This window comes from Spirochaetota bacterium, from assembly GCA_004297825.1.
Classification (GTDB): Bacteria; Spirochaetota; UBA4802; order UBA4802; family UBA5368; genus FW300-bin19.
Map to the genome: position 1 here is coordinate 278162 of SCSX01000036.1, position 14802 is coordinate 292963.

Annotated in this window: 12 protein-coding genes; 9 read left to right on the forward strand and 3 right to left on the reverse strand. The window is 61.7% G+C overall.

Features of this window, described 5'->3' with window-relative positions:
• Positions 1 to 95 precede the first annotated feature (95 nt).
• Positions 96 to 410 carry a thioredoxin gene (gene trxA, locus EPN93_08150; GenBank protein ID TAL36779.1) on the forward strand — a complete coding sequence of 105 codons (315 nt, stop codon included), beginning with the start codon at positions 96 to 98 and terminating at the stop codon, positions 408 to 410.
• Positions 411 to 576: 166 nt separating this feature from the next.
• The gene (locus EPN93_08155; GenBank protein ID TAL36780.1) at positions 577 to 1026 is read left to right on the forward strand and encodes a D-tyrosyl-tRNA(Tyr) deacylase; all 450 of its coding nucleotides are present in this window, start codon (positions 577 to 579) and stop codon (positions 1024 to 1026) included.
• Here EPN93_08155 and EPN93_08160 read toward each other — a convergent pair whose 3' ends face one another.
• The 3 genes from EPN93_08160 to EPN93_08170 form a co-directional block, all read right to left on the reverse strand.
• Complete coding sequence (locus EPN93_08160) at positions 1027 to 1608, reverse strand: tetratricopeptide repeat protein (GenBank protein TAL36781.1); 582 nt, start codon at positions 1606 to 1608, stop codon at positions 1027 to 1029. It abuts the gene before it with no gap.
• A 75-nt stretch (positions 1609 to 1683) separates the two neighbouring features.
• A complete protein-coding gene (locus EPN93_08165) occupies positions 1684 to 3306 on the reverse strand; it encodes a fatty-acid--CoA ligase (GenBank protein TAL36782.1) in 1623 nt (540 codons plus the stop codon).
• A gap of 126 nt (positions 3307 to 3432) precedes the next feature.
• Positions 3433 to 3792 (reverse strand): hypothetical protein, encoded by a 360-nt coding sequence (locus EPN93_08170; protein ID TAL36783.1) that lies wholly within the window; start codon positions 3790 to 3792, stop codon positions 3433 to 3435.
• A 200-nt stretch (positions 3793 to 3992) separates the two neighbouring features.
• Here EPN93_08170 and EPN93_08175 point away from each other — a divergent pair, with 200 nt between their 5' ends.
• From EPN93_08175 to EPN93_08205, 7 genes are all read left to right on the forward strand, one after another.
• Positions 3993 to 5045 (forward strand): hypothetical protein, encoded by a 1053-nt coding sequence (locus EPN93_08175; protein TAL36784.1) that lies wholly within the window; start codon positions 3993 to 3995, stop codon positions 5043 to 5045.
• Positions 5046 to 5179: 134 nt separating this feature from the next.
• A complete protein-coding gene (locus EPN93_08180; GenBank protein ID TAL36785.1) occupies positions 5180 to 8581 on the forward strand; it encodes a PAS domain S-box protein in 3402 nt (1133 codons plus the stop codon).
• Between the two features lie 42 nt (positions 8582 to 8623).
• Positions 8624 to 9373: a response regulator gene (locus tag EPN93_08185; GenBank protein ID TAL36786.1), complete on the forward strand. Its 750-nt coding sequence runs from the start codon at positions 8624 to 8626 to the stop codon at positions 9371 to 9373.
• A gap of 93 nt (positions 9374 to 9466) precedes the next feature.
• Complete coding sequence (glgX, locus tag EPN93_08190; protein TAL36787.1) at positions 9467 to 11605, forward strand: glycogen debranching enzyme GlgX; 2139 nt, start codon at positions 9467 to 9469, stop codon at positions 11603 to 11605.
• A gap of 171 nt (positions 11606 to 11776) precedes the next feature.
• On the forward strand, positions 11777 to 12847 hold the full coding sequence (locus EPN93_08195) for a peptide chain release factor 1 (protein ID TAL36788.1): 1071 nt from the start codon (positions 11777 to 11779) through the stop codon (positions 12845 to 12847).
• Positions 12848 to 12854: 7 nt separating this feature from the next.
• Positions 12855 to 13691, forward strand: a complete 837-nt coding sequence (gene prmC, locus EPN93_08200) for a peptide chain release factor N(5)-glutamine methyltransferase (GenBank protein ID TAL36789.1) — start codon at positions 12855 to 12857, stop codon at positions 13689 to 13691.
• A 166-nt stretch (positions 13692 to 13857) separates the two neighbouring features.
• Complete coding sequence (locus EPN93_08205; protein ID TAL36790.1) at positions 13858 to 14799, forward strand: hypothetical protein; 942 nt, start codon at positions 13858 to 13860, stop codon at positions 14797 to 14799.
• The last annotated feature ends 3 nt before the right edge of the window (positions 14800 to 14802 follow it).

Consider the following 14802-nt stretch of genomic DNA (forward strand, 5'->3'; position numbering starts at 1 on the left):
GCGGATTTTGCAGGCAATAATTCACCCGGGTTTCCAATTTGTATTGACATCGGGGATTGCTGCGGTAGGCTGAGAATCGAGCAGGAGGCGTCATCATGGCTGGATTACTGGAAGTGAACGATAAGAACTTCGGCAAGGAGGTCCTTGAGGCCCCGGGCAAGACCCTGGTCGATTTCTGGGCCCCCTGGTGCGGACCCTGCCGCATGCAGACCCCCATTCTCGAGAAGCTCGTGAGCTCCGGTACGGTGAACGCCAAGATCACCAAGCTGAACACGGATGAAAATCCCGAGACCGCGCAGAAATACGGCATCCAGGCCATCCCCACGCTGATCATATTCCAGAACGGCGAGGTCCTCGAGCGCCTGCAGGGAGTGCAGCCGGAAGGCGTGCTCAGCGCCAAGCTGAAATAGCGCCTCCACACCGGGGCGGCATCCCCGGCCCCCCCATACCACCCGGCGGGGGGCAACGGTATCTACCAATGGTTGAAAATGCATATTCTGCCGATCGCTGAAGTCCCCCTCCGGGGGATTTTGGGGGCCTCCTGAAGCAGTTTTGTGATATGGGTAAAGAGCAGCTATGAGAGCGGTCGTACAGCGGGTTCTACGCGCCCAGGTCCAGGTCGATGGTAAAGTTGTCTCGTCGATAGGCCGCGGGCTTCTCGTGCTCGCCGGGCTGCATCGCGCCGATACGGACGAGGACCTCTCCTACATTGCGAACAAGATCCTGGGTCTTCGCGTGTTCGACGACGAGGCAGGCGTGATGAATCTCTCCCTTGCTGAGGCGGGCGCCGAACTCATGGTCGTCTCACAGTTTACCCTTTACGGCGACGCGCGGAAGGGCAGGCGGCCCTCGTACTCCGAGGCGATGCCGCCTGGGGACGCTGCCGGGAGATTTGCGGCTTTCGTGGAAATGTGCGCGTCCGGGTTTCCCGGCGTGAAAACGGGACGGTTCGGCGCCGACATGCATGTGGAGATCGTAAACGACGGGCCCGTCACCATACTCCTGGACAGCTCCCGGGCCTTCTAGTCAGCGCCCCGTGTCATCGGGGATGCCCGCGCCGTTTTTTAGCCCCTGGTAGATGCTTTCAATGTCTCCGTTGTCTGGCCGCTCCTCGCGCATCCTGCGAAGCTTCTCGGTCACCCTCCCACGTTCGAAGCGCTCGCCGGTATAGGCGCTGTCGGCCTCCCTGGCACGGCGGTAATACCCGTACGCCTCCCGGTATTTGCCCAGGTGGAAGCACGTGACCGCCATGTTTGAAAGCGCCTTGCAGAACCGGGGATCGAGTTCCAGCGCCCGCTCGAGTGCGCGGTAGGCCTCCTCGTATCTTCCCTGGTTCATGAGCGCCGCGGCCGCGTTGTTGTGGTAAATTTTCGCGCCCGGGTTTTTCGCGATAGCCAGTCCGAAAAGCCGCGCCGCCTCCGCGAAGCGGCGCTCCTCGAATGCGGCGAACCCGGCGGCATTAAGCTCCGTGTCGCCGCGCTCCTCGATCGCGGGCGCGTCGTGCGCATCGGCGCGCACGGGGTCGGGGGAAGCGGTCATGGCCGCGCACGTCAATGCGGACGCGAGGATTATCCGGGAAGTCGCGTGAAATGAGAAGAAGCGTTGCATGCGTTAACCTGAATGCAGGGACGCATTTTATTCAAGAAGAATTCCGGAGCGGATGTGCCCGGCCTGGTGGCGACTTTATTTCTGCAATGCGGGCAGCACCGATTTCCGGAGCTCCTTCTTGTTGAACTTTCCCACACTGGTCTTGGGAATCTCCTTGAGAAACACGACCTCCTCCGGGATCCACCATTTGGCGATCTTGTCCTGGAGGAATTCCATGACGGAGTTCCGGCTGATCTCGGTTTCCTTCCCGGGCAGGGGAACCACGCAGGCGAGCGGGCGCTCCTGCCATTTCGGGTCGGGCATGCCTATCACCGCGGCCTCGAGGACCAGGGGATGCGCCATGATCGCGTTTTCGAGGTCCACGGACGAGATCCATTCGCCGCCGCTCTTGATGAGGTCCCTGGTCCTGTCGACCAGGCTCATGTAGCCCTCCTCGTTCATGGTCGCGATGTCGCCGGTGTGAAGCCACCCGTCCCTGAAGGTCGCCTTACTCCGCTCGGGGTCCTTGAAATACTCGGAGGCAACCCAGGGACCCCTGATGCATATCTCGCCCATATCCTTCCCGTCCATTGCCGCCTCCTCCCCGGTATCGATGTTTTCGAGGCGTACCTCGAGCCCGGTCGCGATTATCCCCACGGTGGTTTTTATATCGAAGAGCTCCTTGTCCGACAGGCCGTCCATGTAACTTTTTGGTATGGCCGCGCTCACGAAGGGCGAAGTCTCGGTCATGCCGTAGCATTGGGCGATGTTGAAGCCGTACTTGTCCCTGAACGATTCCATGAGGTGGCGCGGCATCGCCGAACCGCCGGACACCACGGTGCGGATGGACGAGAAGTCATGCTCACCGCCCTCCTCCAGGTACTTGTGCAGCATGAGCCAGATCGTGGGAACCCCGCACGTGAAGCTCGCGCGCTCATCGCTGATTATTTTACACAAGGCCTTCATGTCGAGTATCTGCCGGCCCGGGAGGACCTGCTTGCAGCCAAGCGCCGCGCCCAGGAAGGGGGCGCCCCAGGCATTGGCATGGAACATGGGAACGACGTGAAGCAGGCAGTCGCGCTCGATCGCCCCGAGGGTGAGCCCCACCGTGTAGCTGTGAAGCACGAGCGCGCGGTGGCTGTAGACCACGCCCTTGGGGTCGCCCGTGGTCGCCGAGGTGTAGCAGATGAGGGCCGGGTCGTTTTCATCCCGGTCGATGCTGAAGGGGTATTCCTCGGGGAAATCCCTGATCCACTCGTCGTAGAGCATCACGGGGGAAAGGGTCGTGGGCGGCATGGTCCCGCTCTGGGACATGATCACGAAATGCTTTACGGTTTTCAACTGGTCCTTGACCGGATCGAGCATGAACCAGAGGTCCTCGTCGATGAAGATTACCTTGTCCTCCGCATGGTTCACGATGTAGACGAGGTGCTCCGGTGAGAGGCGGACGTTCAGGGTATGGAGCACGGCGCCCATGCAGGGGACCCCGAAGTACAGCTCGAAATGCCGGTGGTTGTTCAGGGAAAACGAGGCGACCCGGTCGCCGCGCTTTATGCCGAGCGATTCCAGGGCATGTGCGAGCTGGCAGCATCGCTTATACCACCGGCCGTAATCGTAGCGGAAGGTCTCGTTCGCGTACACGGACACGATTTCCTTTTTTGAAAAATAGCGCGCGGCACGATTCATGAACGTCGTGATCAGGAGCGGGTAATTCATCATGGGAAAGCCTCCCGGATGCATGGGGGATCGGACGATGGCGCGGGGAGCACAGAAATTATATTTTGTAGTAATACTAAACCAGGTGCGGCTGCGGGTCAAACAATTTTTAGCGGGGGCAGGCAGGGCTTACCCGTAAGAACGGATGGTTTCGTATACGAAGCCGGCAATGCCGCGATCGATGTCACGGCTCGCGTCCAGGAACGTCCGCGCGGTTCCGGCAGGTTCAAACGCGCCGTCGAGCGCGAGGATGGGCGTTTTCTTGGGCTCCCCGGGGACTTCACCGTCGTCGATGCGGTCGTGGGTGTATCCGCGCCCGCGGCGCCACGTCATCACGCGTTCGTATCCCTGCTTGTCATAGCACAGCTGGAAGCCGCTTATTTCATCGCGGTCGTCGTGCCACACGATGAGATCGAAGTACTCGTCGGAAAACCAGCGGCGCAATCCCTCTCCGGGGATTTGTCGTACCTCGCGTATCTCGAACAGCATCCACGCCCTCCCTTGAATGAAGCAGTATCGGCCCCCGCGATCCCTGGTGTGGCGATCGGCGCGTATGCTATTATATGCGGTAACCGCGTGACAGGTGCAATCATATTTACGGGCGTGCTGATAATATCTTGACTCCGCGCGTTTTCGGGGATAATGCAGAGGTGGAGCGCGAGCGTAGCGCGATTGAAGGGAGCAGGATTATGAAAAAGAAATGGCTTTGGGGAACGCTCTTCGTACTCGCGGGAATCGGGATTTTCGCCGCGAAGATTTTCAGCGACGCGGGCGAATTCCGCGCGATCGAGCCGCACTGCGACTGCGAATGCGAGAATATCCCCGGTATTCGGGGCGCCGAGGACGTCACGGTTGACGCGCAGACGGGCACGGCATTCATCTCGGCGGACGACCGTTATGCGGCACTGAATGGCCCCGTCCCGCGCGGCGCGGTGTACGCCGCAAACCTGAACGCGCGCGCGCTGCGCCCCCGGGAGATCAGCGCCGGGTTCGACGGGGATTTCCATCCGCACGGGATCGGCCTCTTCCGGGAACCGGGGGGCGCCCTGCTCCTGTTCGTCGTCAACCATCGCGCCGACGGCCCCTTCGTCGAGATTTTCGAGTACCGGGCGGGCGCGCTCATTCATCGCGAATCGGTGGGCAACCCGCTCATGCACAGCCCCAACGACGTGCTCCCCGTGGGACCGCGCAAATTCTACGCCTCGAACGATCACGGCGCGCGCTCGGCGTTCGGCAGGACTGTGGAGGAATTTCTGCAGCGCGCGGCCTCGTATATCGTGTACTTCGACGGTACCAGGATGACCGTCGCCGCCCAGGGGCTCGCCCACGCCAACGGGATCGCGATGAGCCGGGACGGGAAGACCGTGTATGCGGCAGCCAGCGTGGGGCGCCGGATCGAGGTATACCGGCGCGACGAGGCAAGCGGGGCGCTGAGCCTGGTCGATTCGATAGGACTGACCACGGGGCCCGACAACATCGAGCTGGACGAGACGGGCGCACTCTGGATCGCGGCCCATCCAAGGTTGATCACCTTCCTGAGGCATGCGAATAATCCCGGGGTATTTTCCCCGTCCCAGGTCCTCCGGATCGAGTACGCGGCGGGTAAGGGGGCCGCGGTATCGGAGGTGTACATGGATGACGGAAAGGGAATTTCCGCGGCGAGCGTGGCCGCCCCGTTCGGGAACCGCTTCATCATGGGATGCGTGTTCGATGACCACCTGCTTGTATGCACCCGGAAATGAGCGTCGTACGGGCGCGTGCGCGGAACGGCAGTCGATAGTGTCCCCTGGGAAAATTTGAATCGTAACGCGGACTTGCTAAATTTGTTCCATGGTTCGATCGAATCTCCGGGCCGCGATTGCGGATAAGAATCACTATGAAGAATGCCGCCATCCTTATCGCGGATGATGATATCATCCGGTATTCCGCCACGAAGCGCCTGCTCGAGGAGGCTGGTTTCGCCGTGATGCCGCGCGCGGCGTCGGCCGCGCTCGCGGTACGGCTGTCGCGGGAGATGCATCCCAACCTTGTCCTGCTGGATATCGATATGCCGGGAGAATACGACGGGATCGAGGCGGCCCGCCTCATCCGCGAATCCGGCGTCGTCCCGGTGATTTTGGTGACGGGGAGCGACCAGCGTTCGGACCTCGAGCGGGTCCGGAACGCCGTTCCCTATGGCTTCCTTGAGAAACCGGTGCGGAGGAACGAGCTTCTCGTATCCATCGATACGGCGCTTGCCCGGTACGCCATCGAGAGCCAGGTGCGCGAACGCGTAAAGGAGCTCAACTGCCTTCATCGTATAAGCGCGCTGGGCGAAAGGACGAGCGCCCGCATTCCCGACATACTGGAGGAGGCCGTCGCCCTGCTTCCGCCCGCAATGCAATACCCTGAAATAGCCGCCGCACGCATCTGCTATGGGCGCGCGCGCGCCGTGACCGCCGGGTTCAGGGAAACGCCCTGGATGCTTTCATCGAATATCATCGTTTCGGGCACCGGGGAAGGCCTCGTGGAGATCGCATACCTAGAAGAGAGGGGCGACCCGGGGGCGGAACAGTTCCTGCCCGAGGAGCATGCCCTGGTCGCGGACGTTGCGGCGAGGCTCGGTGCCATGATCGAGAACAGGGTCGCGGAAGAGAAATACCGGCAGGCGAGCGCTGCGATCGACGCGGCTACGAACGCGATCGCGTTCGTGGACCTGGACCGGAGGATCACGTATGCGAATCCTTCATGGCTCACGATGCATGGTTTGTCGAGTCTCGACGAGGCCGCGCGCGAATACGGGCCGTCTTTTTTTATGAAGCCGGAGAGCGCGGAGCCGATATTCGAGGCCCTGATGCGCGGGGATCAGGGCTGGGAAGGCGAAATGGAAGGGATACGCCGCGATGGAACGCGGTTCAACATGTACCTCTCCGCGAGCCTTGTGCGCGACGACCGCGGCGAGCCGTCATACATCATGGGCTCCGCGACCGATATTACGGGTCGGAAACGAATGGAACAGGCGCTCAGGCGGAACGAGCGTCTCCTCAATTCCATTTTCGATATCTCCTCGGAGGGCATGCGGATCGTGGACCCAAAAGGGATCATTATCAAGGTCAACCGCAGGTACGCCGAGTTGAACGGCCTTGAGCCTTCCGCGATCGAGGGACGCGTATGCTCCGAGTTTCTCAAAACCCCTTTCTGCGATACGGAGTCGTGCCCCCGGCAGCAGGCGCTATCGGGAGCCATGATTCCGGACAGCCTCGTGGAGACCAGGATGCCGGACGGGGGGAATGCCCATTTCATTTTCCATTCCCAGCCGATCGTCGATTTCGACGGGGACCCGATCGGGCTTCTTGAAAGCTTTCGGGACATTACCGCGCTCAAGCGCGCCGAGCAGAACCTGAGGGAAAGCGAGGCCAAGCTCAGCATCATCATCGAAAATTCCTCCGTGGGAGTGGCGCTCACGGGAAACGACGGACGGATAATCTTCTCCAATGGAGCCTTCTCGAAGCTCCTGGGCTATGGGCGCGGGGAGCTTGTGGGCATGCATTTCAAGGAGTATACCCACGAGGACGACTGCCCGCGGGAGTACGAGTTTTTCCAGGAAATCCACCTGGGGATGCGCGATTCCTACGTCATGGAAAAGCGCACCAGGAAAAAGGACGGCTCCGGCTCCTGGGTGCGCGTCAACGTTTCCTGCGCGCGCAATGAAGACAAAAAGGTGGAGTATTTCATCAGTATCGTCGAGGACATTTCCGCGCGCCGTGCCATGGAGAAGGCGCTGGTAGACAGCGAACAACGCTTTCACCAGATCGCGAACGCGACCTTTGAGGGCATCATCATTCTCGAAAAGGGAAGGATTCTCGACGTCAATGCAGAGGTATGCAGGTTCGTCGGGCGCGAGCGCGACGAGCTCATCGACATGAACTGGATGGATCTCGTACTTCCCGAATTTCACGAGGAGTTGCTCGGCATCGTCAAGAACAACGAAATATCCAGGCTTGAAATAAAAATAAGACGAAAAGACGGTTCGATCATGGACGCCGAGATACTTGGAAGGCCGTTCAAGTTCGGGGATATTGAGGCGCGATCTGTCGCGGTTCGGGACATTTCGGCCCGAAAAGGGGTTGAGGACGAACTGCGCCGGGCGAAAGAGGCCGCCGATGCGGCAAACCGCGCGAAGAGCGAATTTCTCGCGAACATGAGCCACGAGCTCCGTACCCCGTTGAACGCGATACTCGGTTTCAGCCAGCTCCTGGAAATGCAGGGCTCCGGTGCGTTGAACGATAAGCAGATGGAATCCATCCGCTTCATCCGGGACGGCGGGCGCCATCTCCTGGAAATGGTGAACGATGTGCTCGACCTCACGAAGATCGAGGCCGGCAAGGTGGAGATACTGAAGAAACCATTCAACATAGGGCTCATGCTGTCCCGCTCGCCTTCCGCGGTCAAGGCGCTCGCGGACCGGAAGAATATCACCCTGGTGGTGGAGGTGGAGCCCGGCCTGGGCCGCCTGGACGGGGACGAGGTGCGTATCAAACAGGTCATTTACAACCTGCTTTCGAACGCGATCAAGTTCACGGATTATGGCAGGCGCGTGGGCGTGAATGCGCATGCGGACGGGGACTGGCTTGAGATCGGGGTATGGGACGATGGCATCGGCATCCCGTCCCGGAGCCTGGAAATGATTTTCAATCCGTTCGAACAGGTGAAAGACGCCGCGCGCCGCTTCGGCGGGGGAACGGGTCTGGGCCTTGCCATCTCGCGGCGGCTGGCCGAGCTGCACGGCGGAACCCTTACGGTGAAAAGCGAAATCGGGACCGGCAGCACGTTCATCGTGCGCCTCCCGGGAAGGCTGGCGCCCGTCGAAATTGACGATGAGAAGCCCGGGGAGATCGCGGAGGAATCGCCCGCGCCCGCCGGCCCGTTGAGAATCCTCGTGGTCGAGGACAACGCCGCCAGCATGAAGGTCATGAAAAGCGCAATTGAGGGCTTTGGATGGGAAATGGACGGCGCCACCAGCGGCGAAGAGGCGATACGCCTGGCCGGGGTGGTCAATTACGATGTCGTTCTCATGGATATCCAACTGCCGGGGATTGACGGCATCACGGCGGCCGGAAGGATCAGGACCCTGTACGGGCCTACGGTCCCGATAATCGCGCTCACTGCGTACGCGATGAAGGGAGACAGGGAGAGATACCTGGAAAACGGATTCTGCGATTATTGTTCCAAACCGGTGAACCTACAGGACCTGCACCGGGTCATCGTCACATGGTCCGGAAAACGGGGCGCTTCATGATACCCGGGGGGTCCGATACTGCGGTCGGTGAGAGGTCGATCATTGGCTTTTACTAAAACGTGCAGGGGAATAAGGCTCATAGCGGCGGAAGACGACGGCGTGAGCGCATTCGCCCTCACCATGTATGCCGAAAGGATCGGATGCGATCTCGTGATCGCGGACGACGGTCACAGCCTCCTGGCGCGCATGCGCGAAGAATCGTTCTCGCTCGTTCTCATGGATATCGAGATGCCGGGCATGGGCGGGATCGAGACCGCGGCCCGCATCCGCGCCGGTGAAGGCGGGGCGGCCCACCGGGCGGTACCCATTATCGCGATGACAGGGCACTCGAAGAAGGAGTACTCCGACAGGCTGCGCGCGGGCGGAATGGACGGCTTCCTGGGAAAGCCGGTGGGTTTTGCCGAGTTCACGGACGTCATTGACCGTTATGCGAAACCAATTCGCGCGGACGGGCCGCCGCGCTCCAGGACGAAAGCCCTCGACCGCGTGAAAGGCAATGAAGCACACCTGCGCGGGCTCGAGCGCATTTACCGGGAGGACGCCCCGCGCCGCATGAAAGAGCTCGAAGAGGCGCTCCGTGCCGCCGATTGCGGGACGGTGCGGAAGGCCGCGCATTCCCTCAAGGGGGCGAGCCTCGTCATCGAGGCCCGGCGATGCGCGGACGCCGCCGCCCTGCTCGAGGAGGCCGCCGCCGCGGGGGACCTCGCGCGCTGCGGGGAACTGGCCCGCGTCCTCAGGGGCGAGCTCGATTCACTGCTCGCGGAGCTGGGTGGTCCGGGGGAAGGCGTGTAAACATCTGGGGCGTATGATCGCGTACGCCGCGCATCGGCGGGGAATACCCCGGCGGCCGGGTTCGACAGGATTTCCAGAAGGAGGGGCGCCATCATGAAAACGGGACTGGAACACTCCACGAAGAAAAAAATTTCCGAGGGCAAATACTACCCCCTCGGGGCGACCCCGGGCGCGGGCGGGGTCAATTTCGCATTGTATTCAAAGCACGCCCGGGAGGTCTTCCTGTGCCTGTATGAACAAGGCCGCACCGAGCCGACAGACGTTATCGGGCTCGCGCAGCGGACGCGTGATATATGGCACTGTTTCGTGCACGGAATCGGGCCCGGCCACCTGTACGCATACCGGGTCAGGGGCGATTTCGATCCCGCGCACGGGCACCGCTTCAACGAGCATAAGCTCCTGCTCGACCCATACGCCAGGGCGTTCGCCGGAAAGGTGCGCAACACCGAAAACCTGCTCCTCGCCTACGACCAGAACGCGCCCGGGCGCGATATGAGCCGCGACGAACGGGACTCGGCCAGTGCGATGCCGCGGAGCGTGGTGGCGGACGACGCGTTCGACTGGCAGGGGGATGCGCGCCCCGACATCCCGCTCGGGGACCTGGTGATCTACGAGGTGCACGTGAAGGGATTCACGGCGCACCCCTCCTCCGGCGTGAGCCGCCCGGGAACGTACGCGGGATTCGTCGAGCGTATCGAACACCTGAAGCGCCTGGGAATCAACGCGGTGGAGCTGCTCCCGGTCCAGGAATTCTACGTGGAGGATTTTCTCCACGCGCGCGGCCTCGCCAATTACTGGGGATACAACACGATGGGATTCTTCGCGCCCGAATCGAGCTACGCGGCCGACCCCGCCCCGGGGGCGCCGGTGAGGGAGTTCAAGACGTTGGTGCGTGAGCTCCACCGCGCGGGGATCGAGGTGCTGCTCGACGTGGTCTATAATCACACCGCCGAGGGAAATGAACTGGGTCCCGTGATTTCGTTCAAGGGGATAGACAATGCGTCCTACTACGCGCTCACCGGCCCGGAAGAAGCGCCGGGACGCTATTACATGAACTACACGGGCTGCGGGAACAGCCTCAACCTCGCGAGCGCGCCCGCGATCCGGCTCGTGATGGACTCGCTCCGGTACTGGGTGGAATGCATGCACGTGGACGGGTTCCGGTTCGATCTCGCCTCCGTCCTGGGGCGCGGGCACGCCGGCTTTGAGCGCTCGGCGTCGTTCTTCGACGCGATCGCCCAGGACCCCGTCCTGTCGCGGGTCAAGCTCATCGCCGAGCCGTGGGACCTGGGCACCTACCAGGCGGGAAATTTCCCCGTGGACTGGTCGGAGTGGAACGGGAGGTTCAGGGACGCCGCCCGCAGATTCGGCAAGGGCGATTCCGGCACGCTCTCCGAGATGGGATGGCGTATAACGGGTTCGGCCGACCTGTACGCCGACGACGGGAGGACCGCCTACAACAGCGTCAACTTCATCACCTGCCATGACGGCTTCACGCTGTGCGACCTCGTCTCCTACGGCCGCAAGCACAACGAGGCCAACCTCGAGGAAAACCGCGACGGGTCCGACGACAACAATTCCTGGAACTGCGGCTATGAGGGGCCCACGGCGGAGCCCTACATCAACGAGCTGCGGGCGCGCATGGCGAAGAATCACCTGTGCATCCTGCTTTTCTCGCTGGGGACGCCCATGCTGCTGGGGGGCGACGAGTTCATGCGCACGCAGCGGGGCAACAACAACGCGTACTGCCAGGACAACGACCTGAGCTGGTTCGACTGGGGCCTCGCGGAAAAGAATGCGGGCATGATCGAGTTTTGCCGGAAGGCCATCGCCTTCCGGAGGCGCCATCGCGTGCTGCACGGCAGGAAATTCCTGCTGGGCCGCGACCTGGACGCGGACGGCGTGCCCGATATCACCTGGTTCGACGAGCGCCTGGGAACGCCGGACTGGAACAACCCGGAAAACCGCACCCTCTGCTATCGCCTGGACTGCAACGACGCCGACCGGGACGGCGAAAACTACTTCCTGTTCTTCATTTTCAACGCCGATTTCAACGCACATGAAGTCATGCTCCCGCCACTCGACGGCCCATACCGGTGGCGCCGCGTCATCGATACCGCGCTCACGGCACCCGACGATATCGCGGAAGAGGAGGCGGCGGCTCCGCGGGCCGATACCGGCGTATATCCGGTGAAGCCGCGTTCGGTGGCGGTCATGATCGCGCGCGCATGAAGGCGCGGAAGCGTTTACGCGCCTTCATGGCCCCCGCGCCGTATTCTTGTTGACACGAGGGCCGTGCATCGCGTAGTGAATGACACACCGCACCGGGTGAGTCCCGGACGAAGGGCGGCATGCGCACACCGCCGCAGGCAGCCCGGCAGAACACAAAAAGGAAAATTCGCAATGGAAGATAAGCTTATCGCGCTCGGGAAGCGCTGTGAAGAGATCGAGCGCGCGCTCAGCACGCCGGAGGTGATTGGCGACAACAACAAGTTTCGCGCGCTCCAGAAGGAGCATTCGCAGATAAAGCCCGTCGTGGAAAAATACGCGGAGCTCACGCGCTTCCGCGCCGAGCTCGCCGACGCAGAGGAGATGCTCAAGACCGAGAAGGACGAGGGGATGCGCGAGATGCTGCGCTCCGAGGCCGCCGAACTCACGGCCCGGGTCGACGCCGCGCAGGAGGCCCTCACGGTCATGCTCCTGCCCAGGGACCCGAACGCCGGCAAAAACGTGATCATGGAGATACGCGCCGGCACGGGGGGTGAGGAGGCGGCGCTGTTCGCTGCGGACCTGTTCCGCATGTACTCGCGCTACATCGACACCAAAAAATGGAAGTTCGAGCTCATCGAGATGAGCGCCACGGGCATAGGCGGCTACAAGGAGGTCATCTTCTCCGTGGGCGGCCCCGACGCCTACGAAAGCCTCAAGTTCGAATCGGGCGTGCACCGGGTCCAGCGCATCCCCGCCACCGAATCCGGCGGGCGCATCCACACCTCGGCCGTGACCGTCGCCGTCATGCCCGAGGCCGAGGAGAGCGAGGTGCACATCGAACAGAACGAACTCAGGATCGACGTGTACCGCTCTTCCGGCCACGGGGGCCAGTCCGTCAATACGACCGACTCCGCCGTGCGCATCACGCACATCCCCACGGGCATCGTCGTCACGTGCCAGGACGAGAAGTCGCAGCTCAAGAACAAGATCAAGGCCATGAAGGTCCTCCGCGCGCGCCTCTTCGAGATGATCGAGGGCGAGCGCCTGGATAAAGAGGCGAAGGCGAAGCGTTCCCAGGTGGGCTCGGGCGACCGGAGCGAGCGCATCCGCACCTACAATTTTCCCCAGTCGCGCGTGACCGACCACCGCATCGGCCTCACCCTCTACGCGCTCGAAAGCTTTCTCGAGGGCGAGATAAGCGGAATGGTGGAAGCGCTCAAAAAGTACGATATCGAACAGCGGCTGAAGTCCGCGACCTCCTGACCACGGCATGATCATCACCGACAGGCTCGCCGATATCACCCTCCGGCTGGAGCGATCCGGTTCGCTGTCTCCCAGGCTCGACGCCGAGCTGATCGTCTGCCGAACCCTCGCCATGGAGCGGCACGCGCTGATAACGGAGCGCGACCGCGCGATCACCCCGGAAGAGGACGAGGGGATCGAATCGCTCGTCGCGCGTAGAACGCTCGGCGAACCGGTCGCTTACCTGACCGGGACCCGCGAGTTCTACTCCCTGGATTTTTCGGTGAACCGTTCCGTGCTCATACCCCGTCCCGAGACCGAGCTCCTGGTGGATCTCGCGGTCTATTATGCGCCGCGGGGAGGGGAGGTCGCGGATATAGGGACCGGCTCGGGCGCGATCGCCGTCGCGCTCAAGCGAAATCGCGGCGACGTCCGCGTGACCGCCACCGACATCTCGGCGGCCGCGCTCAAGGTCGCGCGCGCCAACGCGGCCCGGCTCCTGGGGACGGGCGAAATCCACTTCGTGAAGGGCGACCTTTACGAGCCCCTCCGCGGGCGGTACTTCGACCTCATCGTATCGAACCCCCCTTACGTATCCCCCGCGGAGATGGCGCACCTGCAGCGCGATCTCGCGTTCGAGCCCCGCGAGGCGCTGGTCGCGGAGGACGACGGATTCCAGGTCATAGCGCGGGTCATAGAGGGCGCCCCCGCGCATCTCGAGCCCGGGGGCATGCTCATCCTAGAGACGGGCAGCGCGCACAGCGTGCGGGTGAAGGAAACGGGCGCCGCGCACGGTTTCGAGGTCTCCGTCATGAACGATTACGGGGGCCTGCCGCGCGTCGCCGTATGCAAAATCCCGAAATAATCCCGTTTGGGACAAAAAAGTGTTTGAATTAATGGAAAGTATTACTATCTTCATCAATGTTTTATATAAAAAATATTATACTGTTTTTTCGGAGTGTCACTAATTATCGTATATCCGTCCTCCAGGTGACACGCAGGGCCAAATCAATTGAATCGGTGATGAATTCATGATTGATCCCAGGGATGAACTGCTCCACGAGTTTAAGCGGAGCGAGGACTGGATTGAGCGCTACAGCCTGAACATAGTCGACAAGAAGGCCAGGGTCTACGGGTTCGTGGACATCAACTTCATGTTCCACCAGCGCAAAACGGAGTACATCTGGGCGCTCTACTGCAACGACAACCTCTACACCTATACCAACCTCACCGATCTCGATTCCAAACCCAACCAGAAGCTCTTTTCCGACGGCAGGATAAAATACAAGATCCTCTCTCCGCGGGAAAAAGTCGAGGTAAACTTAAAGAATGACGTGATGAACGCGGGGCTTACCCTTTCGGGGGCCTATCCCGTCTATGTGTTTCCCCTCTCGGCAACGGCGCCCGAGCGGGGACCGGCCCCGGAGCGCGTGGTGGAGCTGTGGGAGCGCTACGAGCAGCGCTGCAAGGTCTCGGGATCGGTCACGTTCACGAAGGGCGAGCGCAAGGGAACCAGCAAGCGTATCGAGTGCATGGGGATGCGCAAGCATTCATGGGGACTGCGCTCCCCGGACGGGATGTCGTGCTATTCCTGGATTACGATTCAGTTCCGCGACATGGCGATGGACCTCACCTACATGGAGCTGGACGGGCGGCCCTACTCGGGGGGCTTTATCTCGCGCCGCTCGGGGAATATCCCCATCGTCGAGGTCGAAATGGAGCTCGTGTCCCTCTCCAAGGACAACAGCTCCCTCATCTCGACCGAGTTCTCTTATCGCGACGCCCAGGACGACCGCGACCTCATCGTCTCCAGGAGGCTCCATTCGCTGGAGATGTCGGTGCCTCGTCACCGGAAGGGCAAATTCGTCCGGCTTCGGGCCTTCTCCGACTTCACGATTATCGGAACCAACAAGAAGGGCGTGGGGATGGAGGATCATTACATTTCGTTCGAAAGGCTCAGGAAGATAGACTGATAC

Bases quoted from the DNA above. Each gene is read 5' to 3' on its own strand.
- trxA (TAL36779.1), top strand. From the start codon at position 96: ATGGCTGGATTACTGGAAGTGAACGATAAGAACTTCGGCAAGGAGGTC.
- EPN93_08155 (TAL36780.1), top strand. From the start codon at position 577: ATGAGAGCGGTCGTACAGCGGGTTCTACGCGCCCAGGTCCAGGTCGAT.
- EPN93_08160 (TAL36781.1), bottom strand. From the start codon at position 1,608: ATGCAACGCTTCTTCTCATTTCACGCGACTTCCCGGATAATCCTCGCG.
- EPN93_08165 (TAL36782.1), bottom strand. From the start codon at position 3,306: ATGATGAATTACCCGCTCCTGATCACGACGTTCATGAATCGTGCCGCG.
- EPN93_08170 (TAL36783.1), bottom strand. From the start codon at position 3,792: ATGCTGTTCGAGATACGCGAGGTACGACAAATCCCCGGAGAGGGATTG.
- EPN93_08175 (TAL36784.1), top strand. From the start codon at position 3,993: ATGAAAAAGAAATGGCTTTGGGGAACGCTCTTCGTACTCGCGGGAATC.
- EPN93_08180 (TAL36785.1), top strand. From the start codon at position 5,180: ATGAAGAATGCCGCCATCCTTATCGCGGATGATGATATCATCCGGTAT.
- glgX (TAL36787.1), top strand. From the start codon at position 9,467: ATGAAAACGGGACTGGAACACTCCACGAAGAAAAAAATTTCCGAGGGC.
- EPN93_08195 (TAL36788.1), top strand. From the start codon at position 11,777: ATGGAAGATAAGCTTATCGCGCTCGGGAAGCGCTGTGAAGAGATCGAG.
- prmC (TAL36789.1), top strand. From the start codon at position 12,855: ATGATCATCACCGACAGGCTCGCCGATATCACCCTCCGGCTGGAGCGA.
- EPN93_08205 (TAL36790.1), top strand. From the start codon at position 13,858: ATGATTGATCCCAGGGATGAACTGCTCCACGAGTTTAAGCGGAGCGAG.